Origin of the sequence: Variovorax sp. dw_954, from assembly GCF_018449755.1 — a bacterium.
Lineage (GTDB): Bacteria > Pseudomonadota > Gammaproteobacteria > Burkholderiales > Burkholderiaceae_C > Variovorax.
The window spans coordinates 216,332-237,165 of record NZ_JAAVVD010000002.1 but is presented as its reverse complement, the minus strand read 5'-3'; the positions used below and the strand labels follow the sequence as shown (position 1 = coordinate 237,165).

General features: G+C 66.8%; 21 protein-coding genes. 13 read left to right on the top strand and 8 right to left on the bottom strand.

Going from position 1 to position 20,834, the window contains the following annotated elements; all coding sequences use genetic code 11:
• Nucleotides 1-60: 60 nt before the first annotated feature.
• Both HB681_RS04260 and HB681_RS04255 read left to right on the top strand, forming a co-directional pair.
• Nucleotides 61-489: an acetylacetone-cleaving protein gene (locus HB681_RS04260; RefSeq protein WP_213953523.1), complete on the top strand. Its 429-nt coding sequence runs from the start codon at nt 61-63 to the stop codon at nt 487-489.
• A 148-nt stretch (nt 490-637) separates the two neighbouring features.
• Nucleotides 638-1,540 carry an ABC transporter substrate-binding protein gene (locus HB681_RS04255; RefSeq protein ID WP_213953522.1) on the top strand — a complete coding sequence of 301 codons (903 nt, stop codon included), beginning with the start codon at nt 638-640 and terminating at the stop codon, nt 1,538-1,540.
• Between the two features lie 3 nt (nt 1,541-1,543).
• Here HB681_RS04255 and HB681_RS04250 read toward each other — a convergent pair whose 3' ends face one another.
• Nucleotides 1,544-2,575, bottom strand: coding sequence for an aldo/keto reductase (locus tag HB681_RS04250; protein WP_213953521.1), 1,032 nt, complete (start codon nt 2,573-2,575; stop codon nt 1,544-1,546).
• Nucleotides 2,576-2,715: 140 nt separating this feature from the next.
• Here HB681_RS04250 and HB681_RS04245 point away from each other — a divergent pair, with 140 nt between their 5' ends.
• The 9 genes from HB681_RS04245 (at nt 2,716) to HB681_RS04205 (ending at nt 10,714) form a co-directional block, all read left to right on the top strand.
• Nucleotides 2,716-3,054 (top strand): c-type cytochrome, encoded by a 339-nt coding sequence (locus HB681_RS04245; RefSeq protein ID WP_256354116.1) that lies wholly within the window; start codon nt 2,716-2,718, stop codon nt 3,052-3,054.
• A 117-nt stretch (nt 3,055-3,171) separates the two neighbouring features.
• On the top strand, nt 3,172-3,795 hold the full coding sequence (locus tag HB681_RS04240) for a twin-arginine translocation signal domain-containing protein (protein ID WP_213953520.1): 624 nt from the start codon (nt 3,172-3,174) through the stop codon (nt 3,793-3,795).
• A 51-nt stretch (nt 3,796-3,846) separates the two neighbouring features.
• The gene (locus HB681_RS04235; RefSeq protein ID WP_213953519.1) at nt 3,847-5,415 is read left to right on the top strand and encodes a GMC family oxidoreductase; all 1,569 of its coding nucleotides are present in this window, start codon (nt 3,847-3,849) and stop codon (nt 5,413-5,415) included.
• A 41-nt stretch (nt 5,416-5,456) separates the two neighbouring features.
• The gene (locus HB681_RS04230; protein WP_213953518.1) at nt 5,457-5,804 is read left to right on the top strand and encodes a ribbon-helix-helix domain-containing protein; all 348 of its coding nucleotides are present in this window, start codon (nt 5,457-5,459) and stop codon (nt 5,802-5,804) included.
• Nucleotides 5,801-6,337: a lactoylglutathione lyase gene (gene gloA / locus HB681_RS04225; RefSeq protein ID WP_213953517.1), complete on the top strand. Its 537-nt coding sequence runs from the start codon at nt 5,801-5,803 to the stop codon at nt 6,335-6,337. Before HB681_RS04230 ends, gloA begins: the two co-directional genes overlap by 4 nt.
• A 50-nt stretch (nt 6,338-6,387) precedes the next feature.
• On the top strand, nt 6,388-7,899 hold the full coding sequence (locus HB681_RS04220) for an FGGY family carbohydrate kinase (protein ID WP_213953516.1): 1,512 nt from the start codon (nt 6,388-6,390) through the stop codon (nt 7,897-7,899).
• A 42-nt stretch (nt 7,900-7,941) separates the two neighbouring features.
• Nucleotides 7,942-8,829 carry a sugar phosphate isomerase/epimerase family protein gene (locus HB681_RS04215; protein WP_213953515.1) on the top strand — a complete coding sequence of 296 codons (888 nt, stop codon included), beginning with the start codon at nt 7,942-7,944 and terminating at the stop codon, nt 8,827-8,829.
• Nucleotides 8,830-8,921: 92 nt separating this feature from the next.
• Entirely contained in the window at nt 8,922-9,674 is a 753-nt protein-coding gene (locus tag HB681_RS04210; protein ID WP_213953514.1) for a carbonic anhydrase family protein, read from the top strand.
• A 68-nt stretch (nt 9,675-9,742) separates the two neighbouring features.
• Nucleotides 9,743-10,714 (top strand): hypothetical protein, encoded by a 972-nt coding sequence (locus HB681_RS04205; protein WP_213953513.1) that lies wholly within the window; start codon nt 9,743-9,745, stop codon nt 10,712-10,714.
• A 315-nt stretch (nt 10,715-11,029) separates the two neighbouring features.
• Here HB681_RS04205 and HB681_RS04200 read toward each other — a convergent pair whose 3' ends face one another.
• Entirely contained in the window at nt 11,030-13,027 is a 1,998-nt protein-coding gene (locus tag HB681_RS04200) for a hypothetical protein (protein WP_213953512.1), read from the bottom strand.
• A 44-nt stretch (nt 13,028-13,071) separates the two neighbouring features.
• Nucleotides 13,072-13,833: an SDR family oxidoreductase gene (locus HB681_RS04195; RefSeq protein WP_213953511.1), complete on the bottom strand. Its 762-nt coding sequence runs from the start codon at nt 13,831-13,833 to the stop codon at nt 13,072-13,074.
• 89 nt (nt 13,834-13,922) lie between these two features.
• Here HB681_RS04195 and HB681_RS04190 point away from each other — a divergent pair, with 89 nt between their 5' ends.
• Complete coding sequence (locus HB681_RS04190; protein ID WP_213953510.1) at nt 13,923-14,471, top strand: DUF924 family protein; 549 nt, start codon at nt 13,923-13,925, stop codon at nt 14,469-14,471.
• 11 nt (nt 14,472-14,482) lie between these two features.
• On the opposite strand, the gene HB681_RS04185 is transcribed toward HB681_RS04190, so the two are convergent.
• The gene (locus HB681_RS04185; RefSeq protein WP_213953509.1) at nt 14,483-15,709 is read right to left on the bottom strand and encodes an alpha/beta fold hydrolase; all 1,227 of its coding nucleotides are present in this window, start codon (nt 15,707-15,709) and stop codon (nt 14,483-14,485) included.
• 214 nt (nt 15,710-15,923) lie between these two features.
• Here HB681_RS04185 and HB681_RS04180 point away from each other — a divergent pair, with 214 nt between their 5' ends.
• Nucleotides 15,924-16,964, top strand: a complete 1,041-nt coding sequence (locus HB681_RS04180; RefSeq protein WP_213953508.1) for a VWA domain-containing protein — start codon at nt 15,924-15,926, stop codon at nt 16,962-16,964.
• A 4-nt stretch (nt 16,965-16,968) separates the two neighbouring features.
• Here HB681_RS04180 and HB681_RS04175 read toward each other — a convergent pair whose 3' ends face one another.
• Genes HB681_RS04175 through HB681_RS04160 form a run of 4 tightly spaced genes read right to left on the bottom strand, consistent with a single transcriptional unit; the run spans nt 16,969 to nt 20,828 of the window.
• Complete coding sequence (locus HB681_RS04175; RefSeq protein ID WP_213953507.1) at nt 16,969-18,090, bottom strand: NAD(P)/FAD-dependent oxidoreductase; 1,122 nt, start codon at nt 18,088-18,090, stop codon at nt 16,969-16,971.
• Between the two features lie 4 nt (nt 18,091-18,094).
• On the bottom strand, nt 18,095-19,078 hold the full coding sequence (locus tag HB681_RS04170) for a tripartite tricarboxylate transporter substrate binding protein (RefSeq protein WP_213953506.1): 984 nt from the start codon (nt 19,076-19,078) through the stop codon (nt 18,095-18,097).
• A gap of 35 nt (nt 19,079-19,113) precedes the next feature.
• Complete coding sequence (locus tag HB681_RS04165) at nt 19,114-19,824, bottom strand: RraA family protein (protein ID WP_213953505.1); 711 nt, start codon at nt 19,822-19,824, stop codon at nt 19,114-19,116.
• Nucleotides 19,821-20,828: a hydroxyacid dehydrogenase gene (locus tag HB681_RS04160; RefSeq protein ID WP_213953504.1), complete on the bottom strand. Its 1,008-nt coding sequence runs from the start codon at nt 20,826-20,828 to the stop codon at nt 19,821-19,823. The genes HB681_RS04165 and HB681_RS04160 overlap by 4 nt, the downstream gene beginning before the upstream one ends.
• Nucleotides 20,829-20,834: the final 6 nt, after the last annotated feature.

Here is a 20,834-nt window from a genome sequence, read left to right as displayed (position 1 = left end):
CCGATCGTCGCGCTGGAGCGGGTCTCCACGCGCGTTCCACTCACCCACGATGGAGACGACATGAAGACGAAGTCAAGCGAAGAATATGTGCAGATCGACGAGGTGCAATGGCAGCCGTTCCCGGACGCCTTTTCCACGGGCGGCATTCGCTGGAAGCTGCTGAACGTATCGCCGGGCCAAGGCTCCTGGACGGCGATCTTCGACTGCCCCGCGGGCTCCTCGTTCGCACCGCATATCCATGCCGGGCCGGGCGAATACCTGCTGACCAGGGGCAAGATGGACGTGCGCGGCGGCAAGGCCGCGGGCGGCGCAACGGCCGTTGCGCCAGGCTATGGATTCGAATCCTCGGGCGCACGCCATGACAAGACGAACTTCCCCGAAGACAGCGAGTTCTACATGACCTTCCTCGGCCCGCTGACCTTCATCAAGCCGGACGGCAGCCCCATCGCCGTGATCGGCTGGGAAGAGGCGCAGGGCGCCTGGGGCTGAGTGGGCGGCTCGACCCAATGGCCAACGGCCCGCCTCCCTGTCCGGAAAGGCCACGTGCATGATGGACAGGCGACGTTTTGTCGGAAGCATCGCGGGCGGGTGTCTCGCCCTCCCGCTGTCTGCGCGCGCGCAGCGGCTGGCATCGCCCATGCCGGTCATCGGCTACCTCAGCGGGGCGTCGGCCATGCAATTCCCGCTTCTGCTCGCCGCGTTTCGTGCCGGGCTCGTCGAAGCAGGCTTTGAAGCAGGCACGAACGTGGCGCTGGACTACCGCTTCGTCGACGGCCACTACGAGCAACTGCCGGCGCTTGCCGCCGATCTGGTCAACCGGCACGTGTCGATCATCGTGGCGACTTCGGGCACGCCGACCGTCAATGCCGCCAAGGCGGCGACCTCGACCATTCCCATCGTCTTCGTGATGGGCGGCGACCCGGTGATGTTCGGCATCGTCGCCAGCCTCGGACGACCCGGCGGCAATATCACAGGCATCACGCTGCTGGGCGCGGAACTCGCGGCCAAGCGGCTGGACCTTCTGCTGAAGCTGGTGCCGACGGCGATGGTCGTGGGGACACTGGTCAATCCGAACAACCCGATCAGCGCGCCCCAAGTGCGAGATCTGCAGGATGCGGCACGCGCGCTCGACCGGCGCCTCGTCGTTCTGAATGCCAGTGCCGACGCAGACTTCGATGCCGCCTTTGCCACCATTGCACCGCAGCGGATCGACGCACTGCTGGTGGCGGCGGATCCTTTTTTCGACAATCGGCGCGCGCAGATCATTTCGCTCGCCGCAAGACACGCCGTGCCCACGTCCTATATCCGCCGCGACTTCGTGAACGAGGGCGGGCTCATGAGCTACGGCCCCGACAACGCAGACGCATTCCGGCAGGCCGGCATCTACGCCGGCCGCATCCTCAAGGGCAAGAAACCTGCCGATCTTCCCGTGATGGAACCGACCAGGTTCGAAATGGCGTTCAACCTCCGGACGGCGACGGCGCTCGGCCTGTCGATCCCCCAATCGATGTTGCTGGGCGCCGACGAAGTGATTCAGTGATGTTCAGCCGACCGGTGCGGCCGGGTCGAGCAAGCCGGCGGACTTCAGGTCGCTCCAAAGCGCGGCCGGCACGGCGGCTTCCGCATCGGCCGCGTTGGCCTCGATTTCCTCGGGCTTGACGCCGCCGAGCACCACAGTGACCACGGCCGGATGCGCCATCGCGAACTGAAGCGCGGCGCGCCGGATCGAGGTGTTGTGCGCCGCACAGATCTTCTCGATCTTGCGCACGCGCTCCATGATGTCTTCCGGCGCCGGCCCATATTCGAATTTGGCGCCCGGCCGCGCGCCGGTGGCCAGGATGCCGGAGTTGAAGACGCCTGCCAGCATCACGCCGATGTTCTTCTGCAGCGCCAGCGGCAGGAACTCGGCCAGCCCGTTCTGGATGAGCAGCGAGTAGCGCCCCGCCAGCATCGCCACGTCGAAGTCGCCGGCCTTGGCGAACTTGACGCTGACGTCGGACTCGTTGATGCCGAAGCCGATGGCGGCCACCACCTTCTCGCTGCGCAGCTTGTCGAGCGCCTTGTAGGCGCCGTCCATCGCCTCCTTGAAGTAGCGCTCCGCATCGACACGGCCGTGCGTCCACACGTCGCAGTCATGGATGAGCAGCACGTCGATGCGGCTCAGGCCGGTGCGCAGAAGCGACTGCTCGACCGAGCGCATCGTTCCGTCATAGGTGTAGTCGAAGCGCGGCGCATGCGGGTAGCCGCCGGCGAATCCGGGCGAGAAGACGTCGGGGTTCTTGGGCGGCGGACTGGTGAAGGCGTCCATCACGCGGCCGATCTTGGTCGAGACGATGACCTCGTCGCGCGGCACATGCCGCAGGCCCGCGCCCACGCGGGACTCGGCCAGCCCGTTGCCGTAGTGCGGCGAGCTGTCGAACACCCTCACCCCGCTGGCGTACGCCCGCTCGATGGTGGCGATGGACGTCTTCTCGTCCAGCAGCTCGTAGAGGTCGCCCATGGGCGCGGTGCCCAGTCCGATGGCGGAGAACGCCAGGTTCGTGCCGTTGCGCGTCTGGAAGTTGCGTGACTTCATTGCGAATGTCTCCTCGTTGGTGCCGCGCGAGCTTAGCGCGGCTTTCGATTTTTCGTGCGGCGCGTAGGTAGCGTGCTACCACCCGCGCCGGCCCATCCCGCCGAATAATCGCCTCGCCCCACAACACGAAGAGACAGCCCATGAAGCCCACCCGCATGCGCCGCAGCCCGCGCACCGCCCCAATCGCGCTGGCGCTCCTGCTCGGCGCCGCCACCGCGCCGGCCCTCGCCAACCAGGCGCTCGCCAGCAAGTACAGCTGCCTCGCCTGCCACGCAGCCGCGACCAAGCTCGTCGGCCCTGCCTACAAGGACGTCGCGGCCAAGTACAAGGACGACAACGATGCCGTCGCCACGCTCGTCAAGAGCATCCGCAACGGCGGCAGCGGCCGCTGGGGCGACATGGCGATGCCGCCGCAACCGCAGGTGTCCGAGGCCGATGCGAAGAAGCTGGCCGAGTGGATCCTCGGCGGCGCGAAGTGACTGCCAAGGGCTTTCCCTTGTATGTAGCCAGCTAAAACCCGGCGCGCCAAGGCGGGTGCAACACTGCAATCACAGGGCCGCACCGAGCCCGTCGACGATGAAAACAGGAGACATGACATGCGTGTGATACCCATCGCACCGTTGACGCTCGACAGCGCCGATGCGTGCAGCGACGAAAGCTACGGCTACGTTCCCAAGCTTTCCCTGCCGCTCGCGCGGCGCGAGTTCCTCAAGGGCTCCGGCATCCTCATGGGCACCATCGCCGCGGGCTCCGTGCTGGCCGCGCTGGCGCCCTCGCCGGTCTGGGCGGTGGAGCTGAAGCAACTCAGCGAGAGCGAGGGCACGACGCTCATGGCCATGGGCCGCGTGCTCTACCCGCACAAGAAACTGCCTGACGCCGTTTATGCGCTGCTGGCCAAGGACCTCGACGGCAAGGCCGATGCGCTGCCCGTGGTGAAGGCCGGCGTCGCGAGCCTCGACCAGGCGACCGGCGGCAGCTTCGTGAAAGCCTCTCCAGCGAAGAAGCTGGCCGCCGTGAAAGCCATCGAAGGCACGCCCTTCTTCAACACCGTGCGCGGCCAGTGCGTGACCTCGCTCTACGACAACGACATGGCCTTCGCCGCGTTGGGCTACCCCGGTTCCGCCTGGGAAAAAGGGGGCTACATCACGCGCGGCTTCCAGGACCTGAAGTGGCTGCCGGCGCCATCGCAAGTCGCCAGCCCGCCGCCGTTCTTCGGCTGATTCCGACCCCGCCAGCGACGTAGCGCACACACAGCAAGCAGGAGACAGAAAATGGCGAAGTTCGACAACACGGACGACTCGGTGGTCGTCATCATCGGTTCGGGCGCCGGCGGCGGCACCCTGGCCAACGAACTGGCCCAGAAGGGCATCAAGGTCGTAGTGCTGGAAGCCGGCGCGACGCAGTCCAGCGCCAAATTCATCAACGACGAATGGAAGTCCTTCGGCCAACTGGCCTGGCTGGACAACCGCACCACCTCCGGCAACTGGCGGGTGGCCAAGGACTTTCCGAACCTGCCGGCCTGGACCTGCAAGACTGTCGGCGGCACCACCACCCACTGGGCCGGCGCATCACTGCGGCTGGAGGAGCACGAGTTCAAGGCGCGCACCACCTACGGCGAGATCAAGGGCGCGAACCTGATGGACTGGCCCGTCACGCTGAAGGAACTGGAGCCCTACTACGATCGCGCCGAGGACAAGATGGGCGTGACCCGCACCCACGGCATCCCCGGCCTGCCCGGCAACAACAACTTCAAGGTGATGTACGCAGGCGCCACGAAGCTCGGCTACAAGCAGGTGCACACCGGCAACATGGCGATCAACAGCCAGCCGCGTGACGACCGCGGCCGCTGCATGCAACTGGGCTTCTGCTTCCAGGGCTGCAAGAGCGGCGCCAAGTGGAGCACGCTCTACACCGAGCTGCCCAAGGCCGAGAAGACCGGCAACATGGACCTGCGCCCCGAAAGTCACGTCACCCGCATCGAGCACAACGACGCCGGCAAGGTGACGGGCGTCGTCTACTTCGACAAGGACGGCAAGGAGCAGCGGCAGAAGGCGCGCGTCGTCTGCGTGGCCGCCAACTCGATCGAGACAGCGCGCCTGCTGTTGCTCTCCGCCTCCAACACCTTCAAGGACGGCCTGGCCAACAGCTCCGGCCAGGTCGGGCGCAACTACATGCGCCACCTGACGGGGTCGGTGTATGGCCTCTTCAAGCAACCGGTGAACATGTACCGCGGCACCACCATGGCCGGCATCATCCGCGACGAGGCCAAGCCGAACACGAAGCGCGGCTTCGTCGGCGGCTACGAGATGGAAACGCTGTCCCTGGGCGTGCCCTTCATGGCCGCCTTCCTCGACCCGGGCGGCTGGGGCAGCGGCTTCACCGAGTACATGGAGAACTACACCAACCTCGCCGGCATGTGGATCGTGGGCGAGGACATGCCGCAGGAGAACAACCGTGTGACGCTGCATGCCAGCCTCAAGGACAAGTGGGGCAGCCCCGTTCCCAACGTGCACTTCGACGACCACGCGAACGACCTCGCCATGCGCGAGCATGCCTTCCGCCAGGGCCAGCGCGTCTATGCGGCGGCCGGCGCCATCAAGTCCTTCCGCACGCCGCCGTATCCGAGCACGCACAACCTCGGCACCTGCCGCATGGGCGCCGATGCGAAGACCAGCGTCTGCAACGCCCACGGCCAGACCCACGACATCCCCAACCTGTTCATCAGCGACGGCAGCCAGTTCACCAGCGGCGGCGCGGAAAACCCCACGCTCACCATCGTCACCCTCGCCATCCGGCAAGCGGAGTACATTGCCAGCGCGATGACCGCCCGCACGGTCTAGTCACGGTCCAGTCACTGCGGGCTCCAGACAAGGAGGCAGCCATGTGTGAGTTCTTCGTCAAGGCCGATCCGATCCAGTACGAGCAGCGGTCCCGCACCGTGCGCATCCACGGCGTGCTGACCAGCCTGCGGCTGGAGAACATGATGTGGGACACGCTCGCCGAGATGGCCGAGGAAGAAGGCCGCACCACCAACGCGCTGATCGCCCTCTTCCACGACGAGATCATGGCGCACCGTGGCGAGGTGCCCAACTTCGCGTCCTTCCTGCGCGTGACCTGCATGCGCTACCTGCGAAGACGGCTGCTCACTGCCGAGCAGGCGCCGCGCACGCTGGCCGCCGCCCCCAAGCTGGCCCCCATTCACCCTTTGGCAGTAGCGCACGCACGATGAGTTTCGACACGGAAAACCACCCGGGCGTGTGCGCCCAACCCAGCGACGCATCGCAGGGCTTCGTCTTCAACCACAGCATGCTGCGCGTGAAGGACCCGGCCATTGCGCTGGACTTCTACACCCGCATCTTCGGCATGCGCGTGCTGCGCAAGCTCGACTTCCCGGAGATGAAGTTCTCGCTCTACTTCCTGCACCGGCCCGCGGCGGACAAGCCGCCACCGGAGGACGTCGGCGAGCGCACCGCCTGGACCTTCAGCCAGACCGGCGTCCTCGAATTCACCCACAACTGGGGCACCGAGAGCGATCCGGCCTTCAAGTACCACGACGGCAATGCACAGCCGCAGGGCTTCGGCCACATCTGCTTCTCCGTGCCTGACCTCGATGCCGCCATCCGATGGTTCGACAGCAACGATGTCCCCTACGTCAAGCGCCCCGAGCAAGGGAAAATGAAGGACGTCGCCTTCATCAAGGACCCGGACGGCTACTGGATCGAGATCGTGGAGCCTGCACGGCTCATGAAGCTCGGTCGCTGACATCGCGGCAGTTGTGCTGAAGGCTGGGCCGCGGTAGAAACGCGGACTTCATGCGTTCACTCCTGCTCGGCATCGACATCGGCACCTTCAGCAGCAAGGCCGCGCTGGTCACGCTCGCGGGCGAGGTGCTGAAGACAGCGGTGGTGCCGCACGGCATCTCCACACCCGCGCCCGGCCATGTGGAGCAGGATGCCGACGGCGTCTGGTGGCACGACCTGTGCGCGCTCTGCCAACAGTTGCTCGACGGCTCGCCCTTCAGCGGCCAGGATGTCGCGTCGGTCGCCGTGAGCGCCATCGGGCCGTGCCTGCTGCCATTGGACGAAGCCGGCCGCCCGCTGCGCCCCGGCATCCTCTACGGCGTGGACGTTCGCGCAGCAGAACAGATCGCCGAGCTCGACGCGCTGATCGGCCGCGAGCAGATCCGCGAGTTCTCGCTGATGGGCCTGACCAGCCAGGCGATCGGCCCCAAGATCCGCTGGCTGCGCCAGCGTGAGCCCGCTGTGTGGCGCCAGACGCGGCGGCTCACCACGGCCAGCGCGTACCTCGTCTGGCGGCTGACCGGCGAACACCGCATCGACCGCCACACCGCCAGCCATTTCATGCCGCTGTACGACCCTCGCACCGGCGAATGGGGCGAGCGCCATGCCGCACATGTGGCGCCCACGTCGATGCTGCCCGCTCCGGGATGGAGCGATGAAGTCGCAGGGGCCGTCACGCAAGCGGCAGCGCAAGCGACGGGTCTCACGCCCGGCACGCCGGTGGCCGTGGGCGCCGTCGATGCGCTGAGCGAGGCCATCAGCGTGGGCGTGGTCCAGCCCGGCGACCTGATGGTGATGTACGGCAGCACCACCTTCTTCATCCTCGTGCAGTCGACGCCGACGCCCGACGAGCGCGTGTGGACCGTGGCCGGCGCGTACCCCGCGCAGTTCAACCTGGCGGCCGGCATGAGCACCACCGGCAGCCTCACGCGCTGGTTCCAGGACCAGTTCGCGCGCGAGTTGCCGGAGGGCGAGGCGGCGGCGCTCTTCGACGCGGCGGCGCGCGTGGCGCCGGGCGCGGGCGGGCTGGTCTTCCTGCCCTACTTCAGCGGCGAGCGCACGCCCTTGAACGACCCGCTGGCCCGCGGCGTGATTGCCGGCCTGAGCCTGGCCCACACGCGCGAGCAGCTCTTTCGCGCGATCCTCGAAGGCGTGGCCTGCGGCGTGCGGCACAACGTCGAGACGCTGGCGCAGCTCGGCGCGCAGACCCGCCGTGTGGTGGCCGTCGGCGGCGGTGCGCAGACCGACACCTGGCTGCAGATCGTGTCCGATGTATCGGGCCTGCGGCAGGAGGTGCCGAGCCTCACGCTCGGCGCCTGCTACGGCGATGCATTCCTCGCGGGCTGCGCAGCCGGCCTGCTGCGGCGCGAGCAGATCACCGAATGGGTGAAGCCGGGGCGCATCATCGAACCCGCCGCCGCGCTGCGCCCGACCTACGACGCGCTGTACCGCGACTACCTAGACCTGTACCAGGATTCGCGCCGCGTGGTGCATCGGCTGGCGGGCCGGCAAGTTTCGGCGTGAAAGCCGGGTCGGCTCTCTCGAATCAATGAAGGAGCAACGAACATGAAGAACAAGCTCGGAGTCCACGCGCTGGTCTGGGTCGGCGGCTGGAGCCATGACGAATGCGAGCGCGCGATGGCGCAGACGGCGGAGATCGGCTTCGACCTGATCGAGATACCCGCGCTCGACCCGTCCTCCATCGACAGCGCCTTCACGCGCAAGATGCTCGACCGCTACAAGCTCGGCACCACGATGTCGCTCGGCCTCGACGATTCCACCGACATATCGAGCGGCGACCCCGAGAAGCAGAAGCGCGGCGAGGCGCGCCTGATGCAGGTGCTGGACGTGGCGCGCGACATCGGCGCCACGCATGTCTGCGGCATCCTGTACTCCGCGTTCCAGAAGTACTTCGAGCCGCCGACGGAGGCCGGCATCGCGGGCTCGGTCGAGGTGATGCGGCGCATCGGGGAACACGCGGCCAGGGACGGCATCACCATCGGCCTGGAAGTCGTCAACCGCTACGAAAGCAACGTGCTCAACACCGCGGCGCAAGCGGTCGCGTATGCCAGGCGCGTGGGCCTGGCGAACGTGACGGTGCACCTCGACACCTATCACATGAACATCGAGGAAGCCGACCTCGAATCGGCGCTGATCGACACGGGCACGATGATGGGCTACTTCCATATCGGCGAGTCGGGGCGGGGCTACCTCGGCGCGGGCAACATCGACTTCGACCGCGTGTTCCGCGGGCTGGCCAAGGCGGGCTACGAAGGACCGATCACCTTCGAATCCTTCTCGTCGGCGGTCGTCAACAAGCAGCTGCAAGGCATCCTCGGCATCTGGCGCAACCTGTGGGAAGACGGCGCGGATCTTGCGCGGCATGCCAAAGGGTTCATCGAGCATGGGATGAAGGCGGCGCGGGAAGCGCATGCGCGGCAGTCGTCCATATAGCGCCTGCCGACAGGCCCTGGCTGAAAGGAGGTCCGCAAATCGTGTCCGTGATCTCGAACTGATTCCATCCTGACATCCAGAGAAGGACTTTCATGAAACCAGTGAATGAATGCTGCGGACCAGACCGCAACGTGGCCACCAACGGACGCCGCGCATGGCTCAAGGCCGGCGCCGGCGGGGCGGCAGTGATCGCCGGGCTCGGACTTCGAACGGACGATGCCGAGGCGGCAGCGCTGAGCAAGTCGCAGCGCGACGCCATGACACCCGACCAGGTCATCGAGATGATGAAGAAGGGAAACGCGCGGTTCCGCACCGGAAAGATGCTTCCGCACGACTACCGCGCGCAAAAGCGATCCAGCGCCGCGGGACAGTTCCCGGCGGCGGTCATCCTGAGCTGCATCGACTCGCGCGCGCCGGCCGAGATCGTCATGGACATGGGCATCGGCGACACCTTCAATGCGCGCATCGCCGGCAACATCGCGAACAAGGACGTGCTGGGCAGCCTCGAGTTCGCCTGCGCCGTCATGGGCGCGAAGGTGGTGCTGGTAATGGGGCACACGTCGTGCGGCGCCATCAAGGGCGCCATCGACAAGGTCGAACTCGGCAACCTCACCGGGCTGCTCGAAACGATCAAGCCCGCTGTCGAGGCCACGCAGTACACCGGTGAGCGCACCAGCAAGAACTACCCGTTCGTCGACATGGTCGCTCGAACGAACGTGAAGATGACGGTCGATGCCATACGCAGCGGCAGTCCGATCCTGGCCGACCTGGAGAAGAAGGGCAGCATCAAGATCGTGGGGGCGATGTACGACCTGTCGAACGGGATGGTGAGCTTCCTGGGCTGACCATCGAGCGTATTCTGTTCAGAAGGCATTGCCGTTGTGTCTTCAACTGACAAATTGGGGGAAGCAACATGTCACTTACATTTTTAGGCATTGAAAATCCATTGGGCGTGCTCGGTCCAAAAGTGAGGGGCGTTCTTCAAACCGAGGAAGATTTGAAGCCGATCATGAACGTGGAGGCAAATACGGATGCCTCGCAATACGCCACCACTCTGGTCCCGAAGTACAAATATCGATCAGAAAGCTTGACAGAAAAAAGCGCCGGCATTGGCAAATTGATGGTCGAAGACACGATCGACAATCGCAAATACGTCCTGAAACTGCTCAACAATCGCGCTGCCCATCCCGACTTGCGACTGGCAATGTGCAGCTCGTTGAATTCAATGCTGAAGTACCTGCTCGCGTCCTGGACCGCAGGCCAGCCCCAGTTTGAATCCGTCGTCGTATATGGCCATGGGCTTCCAGGAAGCATCAATATGGGATTGGGGAAAATCGGCATCGGTCAACCACGAACTTTTGACCACCCGCAATACAAGGAGCGAAAGGAAATTCGACTTGCGTTCGGACTTGACGAAAAGAGTGATGGCGAGAAGCCGGAAGCGCGACGCATCCGCGACCTTGGGACAAAGAATATCAATATCTGGACGGCTGCGTTCAACGGAATCCTGCCGGCATTGACGGTGAGTGACGATTCGGAGTATTTTCATCTTTTCCTGATGGGTTGTTCCGTCGGCGGAGAAAAGATCTCCAAGGCCGGTGACACGACCTTGCTTCATGAAGCCGCGGTGGCAGCGCTCAGCGCTGCATTGGGAGGTATGCGTGTGTGCATTTCAGCCCCGACTGCTCCAATTGACGACGACCATCTGGACTACCTTCTGACTCGACTGTCGAATATCCGCCAGAAAATTGGAGTGCACGCAGACGTATACCTGAAGGGGGCGGAGAAGGATGAGGATGAGGGTAAGAGCAGGAACAAGAACAGGAACAAGAAAAAGGTCAGGGACACAGTCAAGCTGTTGAGTGCATTCAGCCATCCTTATTGACAAAAATGACAAAAAAATTCACTCAGGCCTCGCCGCAGGTCCTTCTGGACGGCAGAGTGAGGTGTGAGGCGAATTGCAGGCAGCGCTGGAGCCTGCGCAGCCCACCGCTTGAATTGCTCTCCACCCACAAGACGAGCCAAAACCGCGACGACGCCTTTTGAGGTTTCCCGACATCGCTCACCACGGCGCATCGGGGTGCCGTTGCCGCCGCAACACCGCACGGAAAGCAAATGACGAAGCGAACCCTGGCCGCACCCGCCCTCCTGCCTCAAATGCGCCTGCGCGTTCAGGCGACTGGACTGAGGCGCCTGGTCGTCAGCGATCGTTGATGCAGACCAGCGCCACGGCATAGGCGCTCAACGCAAGCTTGCGGGTGTCGATCGGCTTCACCTCCGACTCGAAGCTCGCCGGCTGCGTGGTGGCCTCGTCAAAGCTGGCCTCGTCGAGCACGATGCCGAAGGGTTCCTCGCCGTGATGCGACACGCTCACCAGCTGGTCCTTCGCGGTCATGTTGGCCAGCCACAGCAAGGTCGCGCCCTTCGCCCGGTAGGCGAGGCATCGCACGCGCGCATCGTCGGACGACCTGGCTTCCACCAACGCGGCGCCGGCTGCGCGCGTGAGCCCAGCCACGACGTGATACGCCGGATACACCGCGCCAGGACCCAGCGCATCGAAGTACGGCACCGTGGATTCGCCCGCACGATGGATGATCCCCAGCGGCCCGGTCGGCGCGCCGAAGCACACGGTCTCCACGCCCGTCGCGGCCAGGCTAGCGACATAGCCCAGCGTCCACGCCGCGCCGAACAAGCCGCGTTGCCTGGGGTCGCTGTTGACCAGGCAGAGGCGTTCGTTGGCGGGATTGGGCGTGAAGGTCTTGCCATGCGGGTTGTCGCGGCAACCGATGGCGCTGGGGCCGATGCGGTAGCCGCTGTCGCCGATGAAGCTGCGCGCGGTCTGCACCTGGAAAGGCAGCGCCTCCAGCGTTTCCATCACCGAGCGGTCGTCGGCTGCGTGCACGATCGGGCAGGTGCCGTTGTGCGTGAAGTCGAGCCACTCGGCGGGCGGCCGCTTGCGGTTGAGTTCGGTGAAGAACGAAAACATGCCGCCTCCCAGCCGCACGTCCGGAAAGGCCTTGCGCGCGGCGCGATACAGGTCGCCCAGGGGCGGCGCCGGCGGCCGGACGCCACCGGGGAGCACGGACTTCAGGTCGCCGACCGGGCAGATGGCCACGGCCGACAGCTTGAGTCCCGCATCGCGGACCCAGGTCGCGACATTCGCCAGCTCGACGTCGAAGGCATAGAGGCTCTCGACCACGATCTCCAGTTCGCACGCCGCGCCGGTCTCCTCGCACAAGCGCCGATACGCTTTCAGCTGCTTGAAGCCATGGCCCGCGCGCCGGTCGAACTGGCAGATGAGCAGGCGCGGCGCCGCCCGCTTGAGCAGGTCCATCGAAGCCAAGGCCGCATCGATCTCCTGCGCCGGCATGCCCAGGCCGATGGCGGGCATGCGATGGCGCTGCTGCTCCTTGCCCAGCGTGATCTCGACGGCCCCTCCGGCGGCTGCCTTGCCCGCCTTGGGCGCGGCCCCGACGAGCGTCATGCTGACCGACTGCCGCACCACCTCCCCGGCCTTCAGCGTGTAGGGCCACGGCCGGGCCAGCGGCCGCACATAGGTCTTGAACGACGCATCGGTCCAGTTGCGGTGATCCTCCATCTCGAAGGTGTCGCCCTCCATGCGCACGACGGCCTTCAGGCCGGGCATGACCTCGTGCGTCAGCGCGCGCAGGTCCAGGAAGGGTTGCACCGGGTCGACCAGCGCGGGGAAAGTCGACGTGAGCACCCGGCCATCCACATGCTCCACCTCAAGCGCATGGCCCGCGACGCCCTTCAACGGATGCAGCACCACGAAGCCGGTGCGTGCGGTGAGGAAGTCGGTCCGGGGCGTGGCCGCGCCGGTGAATTCGAGGCTGCCGTCGCTGCGCCCCTCGATGCGCGCCTCGTAGCTGAGCGACTGGCTGCCGCGCTTGCAGTCCGCGCGATAGCGCACGCTGAAGCTGTCCTTGCGCTGCTCGACGACCAGGTCGCGCAGCGTCGGCACATAGGTTCCCCAGTTCTCGTCGCGCACCAGGAAGGCCAGCCCGCGCAACACCTCGACGCCCGCGACGCGCAGGTAGCGCAGGTTGCCGTTGTCCAGCTCGACCGTGAGCGGCCCCGCGCTCAGCAGGCGCCCCGCACCATCGGGCTGCTCGGTGCCGCAGAGCTTGACCGCACGGGAAACGCGCGGCGCGCGCGAGGGACCACTGCCTGACTTCATCGTTTCGCCTTCCAGAGAAATTTCCGAAGGCGAAACATTGCCAGCTATTGCGCCAGAAATCCACCGTCCACAGGCAGGGTATGCCCAGTGATCATGCGTGCCCTGGCCGAAGCCAGGAAGACGATCGCCTCCGCCACGTCGGCCGGTTCGGCCAGGCATCGCATCGGCGTCATGTCGAGCACGCGGTTGAGCAACTCGGCATTGCTGAACAGCCCGACCGTGAGTTCCGTGCGCACCCATGTCGGCGCCACGGCGTTGACGCGAATGCCTTGCGCGGCCCATTCGACCGCCAGCGCGCGCGTCATGTTGACGATCGCGCCCTTGGTCGCCTGGTAGGACACGTTCGGATAGAGCCCGCCGCCGGACAAGCCCATGATCGACGAGACATTGACGATGGCGCCCCCGCCCGCCGGCAGCATCCGCCGCGCCGCCGCGCGGCTGCACAGGAACACCGCCGTGAGGTTCACGTCCAGCACCGCCTGCCAGTGCGAGACGGGCATCTCGACGGTCGGGTGGCGCAGCGCGATGCCTGCGTTGTTCACGAGGACGTCGATGCGCCCGAAGCGCGCCATGACCTTGTCGAAGGCCGGTTCCACGGCCGACTCGTGCGTGATGTCGACGTTCTCCGCCAGGTGCTCGATGCCCCGCGCGGCCAGCGCTTCGTGCGCGACCGCCAGCGCCTTCTCGTCGCGGTCGAACACGACCGGCGTCGCCCCTGTCTCCACCAGCGCCTGCACGGTGGCCCAACCGATTCCCTTGGCGCCGCCGGTGACGATGGCGATGCGCGGCGTTGCGGAAGCATTCATGGTTTGTCGGCTTTCAGCGGACACAGTGGAGGATCAGTGTACGCCCGCACCCCACGCATCGAGGCAGGCCCGGTGGCATCATCCGCCGCATGAACGCCCTCCCCTCCGCCCGCGATGTCGTGGCCTTCTGGCGCGAGGCCGGTCCCCGCCGCTGGTTCGCGAAGGACGCGACCTTCGATGCCGAGTTCAAGTCACGCTTCGAAGCCGCCCACCATGCCGCCGCCACGGGCGCGCTCGACCACTGGGCCGACGATGCCGAAGGCGCGCTGGCCTTGCTGATCCTGCTGGACCAGTTGCCGCGCAACGCCTGGCGCGGCAGCGGCCACATGTACGCGACCGATGGCAAGGCCCAGGCGATTGCCCGCGGGGCGGTCGACGCCGGCTTCGACCAGCAGGTCGACGACGCGGAGATGCGCGCGTTCTTCTACCTGCCGCTCATGCACTCGGAATCACTCGACGACCAGCACCGTTGCGTCGCGCTCTGCACCACGCTGAACGAGGAACAGGCGCGCTACGCGGTGCACCATCGCGAGATCATCGAGCGCTTCGGGCGCTTCCCGCATCGCAATGCAGTGCTTGGGCGCACCGCCACGGCGGAAGAGCAGCGGTTCCTGGATGGCGGGGGGTTTGCGGGCTGAGGGCCGGGCCTTCACGCCTTCTTGGGCAAATCCTCTTGCAACTGCTCATCCAGCCAGTCCAGCACCCGCTGGTTGAGCAGCGAGCGGTTCTGCATCTCGCAGTGGGTGCCGGCGCCTTCCGCCGCAGTGAAGCGCAGCAGTTGCTTCGGGCATTTCAATGCTTCGAACAAGGCCGCGGCCGAGTGCGACAGCCGATCGTTCTCCGCTGCCGTGATGAGCGTTGGACAGCGGATCGAATCGATCCGTCCGTCGAGCGTGAACTTCTCGGCCTCGGCGAAATAGTCGCGAAGGTTGTTCACACCGTGGACCCAGTAGCCTCGCTTCATGACGCCCCAATGCAGCTTCGGATCGTTGGCGATGAAGGTCTCCAGCCGCTCGATCCACTGCGCGGGCAGATCGCTCAGTCGCGCGGCCAGCTCGACCGGGACGCCCAGTTGCACGGCCGCGGCGCTGAAGCCGGAAGCCACGCTCGACAAGCCCGGATCCGCGATGCACGCAGCCAGGCGCGGCTCGCCGGAGGCGCCGCGTGGCGCCAGGTAGCCGCCAAGGCTCAAGCCACTGAGCACGATCCGCTGCGGATCGACGATGTCGAAGGTGAGCGCGTGGTCGACGACGGCGCGAACGACCGTCTCCCAGTCCGGCCGCTGGCGGAGTCCCTGCTCGTACAACGCGCCGCCCTGGCCAGGGCCGTCGAACGCGAGGCAGTGATAGCCGCGACGGCTCGCGGCCACGACGGAGCCGAAATACAGGTCGGTGATGGTGGCGTCGTATCCGCTGAGAAGGATCAGCAACGGACGCCGCTCGTGCCCGCGCCTTTCGGCCGGCAGCAGGTAGCCCGGTAGGGTCGTGCCCTCGAACGGAATGCGCAGGCTGGTCGCGGGGGTCTCGTCCAGGGCCAGGGCGCTCTCGAACGCAGCGGTCTGACTCCGGAATGAAGCCAACAGGCGCGGGTCCACGGGCTCACCGAAAAGGGGGTGGAAGGCGGCCGCATGGAAGCAGCTCGCCTTGAGAAAGAGGCCGCGTGCGCTGTCCCGGTGGCCGCGTCCGAGCGCCTCTTGCGCGTTGGCCGAGAGACGCTCTGCCGCCTGCGTCCAGGCGGCATGGAAGGCGCTGTCGTCGCCATCCCCGACCGCCGCGCCCACGGCCGCGATCTCGCCGTAGTCGGCGCCGCCGTAAGGAATGTAGGCGAGAGGCCAGCTCCCGAATTCATCGTGGAGATGGTTGCGAAACAAGGCCATTGGTACTCCTCAGGGCCAGAAGTTGGCCGCAGCCGACGGGCTCGAATCGTATAGGCGGGCGGCTCCCGCGTCATCCTCTTTGCGCGCCGCTGGTTGCGAAAACCACCCTTCGCAGGCACGATATTGCCGCAGTGCGGTGAACCCTCGCGCTCACCATTTGCCGGTGCCGGACTGCGACTGCCGAGTTGCATGAAAAGGTCCGCCACGCGCCGCCATGTCCTTCCTCTGGCCTCAATACCTCTGGCTCTTGCCAGCGCTGGTGCTGCTGCCGCTGGCCTACGCCTGGCTGCTGCGCCGGCGGAGCAAGGCGGCCTTGCGCTACAGCAGCCTGGGCATCGTTCGCGCGGCGGCGGCTGGCCGCAACTGGCGGCGGCACCTGCCGCCCGCGCTGCTCCTGCTGGCCTTCGCAGGGATGCTGCTGGCCGCGGCGCGCCCGGTCTCGCGGGTGCCGTTGCCATGGGCGCGGTCCACCATCATGCTGGCCATGGACGTGTCGCTCAGCATGCGCGTCAGCGACGTCAAGCCGAGCCGCCTGGAGGCCGCGCAGGAGGCAGCCAAGCTGTTCCTGCGCGAGCTGCCCAAGGACATCGAGGTCGGGCTCGTCACCTTCGCCGCCAGCAGCCAGGTCGCGCAGCGCGCCACCCTGGACCGCGAGGTTCTGGCCGCTGGTATCGACGCCTTCCAGATGCAGATGGGCACGGCCGTGGGCAACGCCATCGTGCTGAGCCTGGCGGAGCTGTTTCCGGAGCAGGGCATCGATCTCGCAGACCTGAGCTCCGGCGGCGGCAAGCCGCAGGGTCGCAGCCTGGACGCGCAAGCGAAGAAGGCGCCCCGCGAGTTCACGCCGGTGGCGCCCGGCTCGTACAACTCGGCCGCGATCATCCTCCTGAGCGACGGCCGCCGGACCACGGGGGTCGACACGCTGGAGGCGGCCAGGATGGCGGCCGAGCGCGGGGTGCGCATCTACGCCGTCGGCCTGGGCACGGCGGAGGGCGAGGTCGGCACGCCCGAGGGCATGGCCATCTACCTCAAGCTGGACGAAGTCACGCTGCGCGAAGTGGCGCGCATGACGGGCGGCGAGTACTTCCATGCCGCAACGGCGGAGATGCTGAGCAGCGTCTATGGAAACCTCGGCACGCGCGTGCAGGTGGTGACGCGGGAGACCGAGCTGGCCGGAGTGCTGGCGCTGGCCTCGGCGGTGATCGCGATCGTGGCCGCCCTGCTGTCCATGATCTGGTTCCGGCGAATCACATAGGGCGTCACACCATCGCCAGCGTCCGCTCCACCACGTAGTCTGCGATCGCCAAGGACGCGGTCAGTCCGGGCGACTCCATCCCGAACAGGTTCACCAGCCCCTGGATGCCATGCTGCGTCGAATCCAGGATGACGAAGTCCGTCGCCGTGTTGTGCAGCGACGAGCCCGGGCCGGCCAGGCGGGGGCGGATGCCGGTGTAGCCGAGTTGCAGGTCACCGTCCTGCAACGCCGGGTAGTAGCGCCGGATCGAATCGTAGAACGCCGATTCGCGCGAGGCATCGAAGTGGTAGTCCACGCCGTCGCGCCAGCTCAGGTCCGGGCCGAACTTGCATTGCCCGCCCAGGTCCAGCGTGACGTGCGCGCGCAATGCGCCGTCGCGGCCGGTCGGGTACACGAGGTGATTGAACGGCGACTTGCGCGCCAGACTGAAGTAGTGGCCGATGGCGTAGTACAGCGGCGGCACCAGGCCGGCCGGCATGCCCTCGATCGCACTGGCCACGCGTTGCGCATCCAGTCCCGCGGCATTGACGACGGTGCGGCAGTGGACCTGCATCGCTTCCGGGCCGCCCACCTTCAGCACCACGCCATCGTCGTCCGCCGCGCCGCCGACCACCTGGCTTTGCAGCGCCAGCGTGGCGCCATGGTTCTCCGCATCGCCGAGGTAGCTGAGCATCAAGGCATGGCTGTCGACGATGCCGGTGGACGGCGAATGCAAGGCGCCGACACAAAGCACCTCGGACTCCATCGCACGGGCCTCGTCGGCATTGAGCAAGCGCAGGTCGGTCACACCATGCGCCGCGCCGAGTTCGATGTACTTGTGCAGGTCCGCCAGTTCCGATTCCTGCGCCGCGACGATCAGCTTGCCGATGCGCCGGTGCCCGACGCCGCGCTCCGCGCAATAGGCGTAGAGCGCCGCCTTGCCCGCGACGCACAGCCGGCCCTTGAGCGCGCCGGGCGCGTAGGAGATGCCGGCGTGAATGACCTCGGAGTTGCGCGCGCTGGTCTGCGTGCCGATCGCGTTCTCGCTCTCCAGGATCACGACCTCGCGGCCCGCCATCGCCAGGGCGCGCGCGATGGCGAGCCCGACCACACCCGCGCCGATGACGGCGCAATCGATCTTTTCCATGGCCTCAATCCAGCTTGATGCTGGCCTCGCGGATCAGGCCGCCCCACTTGGCGTGCTCGGCCTTGATCAGCGCCGCGAACTGCTCCGGCGTGCCGGTGACGGGAATGCTGCCTTCGCCGGACAGGCGCTCCTGCACATCCTTGCGGCCCATGATGGACACCACCTCCTTGTTGAGCAGGGTGACAGCGTCCGCAGGCATCTTCGCCGGGCCGACGAGGCCGAGCCAGGTCACGGCCTCGAAGCCGGCGAAACCCTGTTCCGCAACGGTCGGCACCTTGGGCAGTGCCGGCAGCCGCTGGGCCGAGGTCACGGCGAGGGCGCGCACCTTGCCCGCCTGGACCTGCGTCATCACCGACACGCTGTTGCCGAAGTACGCAGGAATCTGTCCACCAAGCAGGTCGGTCATGGCCGGCCCGGCGCCCTTGTACGGCACCTGCAGGACCTGGATGCCGGCGCGGCGCGCCAGCAGTTCGCCCGCGAGGTGACCTACGGTGCCGTTGCCGGCTTGCCCGATGCTCATGGTCCCGGGCTTGTCTTTCGCGGCCTTGACCAGGTCGGCCAAGGTCTTGTACGGCGAGTCGTCGCGCACCACCAGCACCACGGGCTGCACCGCGATCTCGACGATCGGCGTGAAGTCCTTGAGCGGATCGAACGGCATCTTCGAATACAACGCCGGGTTGATGGCCAGGTTCGAGGCCTGGCCCATGCCGAGCGTGTAGCCATCCGGCGCAGACTTGGCGACGGCGTCCAGGCCGATGTTGCCGGCCGCGCCGGGCCTGTTGTCGACCACCACGATCCACTTATGCAGCGTGGTGAACTTCTCGGCCACGAGGCGCGAGGTGGTGTCAGTGCCGCCACCGGGCGGGAACGGCACGATGAGCTTGATCGGCTTGCTCGGGTAGGCCCCTTCGGCCCATGCCGCGGCGGGCGCGATGGCGGCGGCTGCGAGCGCCAGGGAGGTCGACAGGAGGAAATTGCGTCTGTTCATGGAAATGCCTCGTTGGTACTTGAAGGAGTGACGGTTCAGATCGGCAGGCCCTTGGCCCGCAAGGTCGCGTCGAAGCGCTCGGGGTCGGACTTGCCGGCCGCGTTGTCGGCGCGGATCTTTTCCTCCTTGACCAGGTGGGCGCGGGCACGCGTGAGGACGTCGGCGGCTTCGGCCGCGGGAATCGCGATCACGCCATCGGCATCGCCGACGATCAGGTCGCCCGGCAACACGGCCAGGCCGGCGCAGGCGATCGGCACGTTGATCTCGCCCGGGCCGTCCTTGCTCGGGCCACGGTGCGTGTGGCCGCGGGCGAAGATCGGCATGCCCTCCTCCGCCCACTCGCAAAGGTCACGCACCGCGCCGTCGATGACCAGGCCGCCCAGTTTCTTCGCCACGCAGGTCGTGCGGATCAGGCCGCCGACCAGGGCTTGCGACACATCGCCGCCGCCGTCGACGACCAGCACGTCGCCGGGCTGCACCATCATCAGCGCCTTGTGGATCATGAGGTTGTCGCCGGGGCGCACGCGCACCGTGACGGCCGGGCCGCACAGAACCGTGTCGAGGCGGCCATGGTATTGGCGCAGGCCGACCGTGCCGATGTTGCGGCTCATCGCGTCGCCGATCGCGGCCACGGGGATCTCGCGGAATGCCGAGACGATGTCCGCTGCGGGCCCCTCGACGCGGGGGTTGATGCGGTAGCCCGCGGGCCACTGCACCGGCGCAGGGATTGAGGGGTTGGTGGTCATGCGGACACTCCTGAAGCGGGGGTTGTCTCGTTGCGAAGCACCTGCGGATTGACGCAGGCGGATGGATCGGCGGGACGGCCCTGCAGCCAGCCCAGCACATTGCGCGCGGCGCCGCTTGCCATGCCGGCCAGGGCGGCCGGCGTCGAGCCGCCGACATGCGGCGTGAGTACGACGTTGGGCAGTGCGGCGAGCGGGCTGCCCGCGGGCAAGGGCTCCTGCGCCATGGTGTCGAGCCCGGCGGCGTGAAGCTGGCCGCTTTGCAGCGCGTCGATCAGCGCGGGCTCGTCGACGACTTCACCGCGCGCCGTGTTCACGAGTATGGCGCCACGCGGCATCGCCGCGAATTGCGCCGCGCCCAGCATGTTGCGCGTGTGCTTGTTGAGCGGAACGTGCAAGCTGAGCACGTCGGACAGCGGCAGCAGCGCATCGAGCGAAGGCAGCGTGCGAACGCCGTCCACCGGGCTGGCACCGGCCTTGAGCGCAGGGTCGAAGGCCACGACCTTCATGCCCAGCGCCATGCAAACCTTGGCCACGCGCTGGCCGATCTGCCCGAAGCCGACCAGGCCCAGCGTCCGGCCTTGCAACTCGACGCCATCCTGCGCACGGGACCAGCGGCCATCGTGCAGTTCGCGGTCCATCCAGCCGATGCGCCGTGCCGCGGCGAACATCAGGCCGAGCGTCATCTCCGCCACCGACTGCGCGTTGGCGCCGGGCGTCACGTACACCGGAATGCCGCGTTCGGTGGCCGCCTCCACGTCGATGTTGCTCACGCCGACACCGTGCTTGGAAATCACCTTCAACGTCGGGCAGGCTGCAATGGCATTCGCAGACAAAGTGACCGTGCGCGAGATCACCGCATCGATCGGCTCGGTGGCCATCAGATGCTCGAGCTCCTCGACGCTCTCGGCATCCTTCAGGTAGATCACCCGCGCCCCGGCCTCGGCCAGCAGGTCCACGCCTGCCTTGGCCAGCTTGGGCGCGGTGACCAGAACTGTCGCTGTCATTGGACT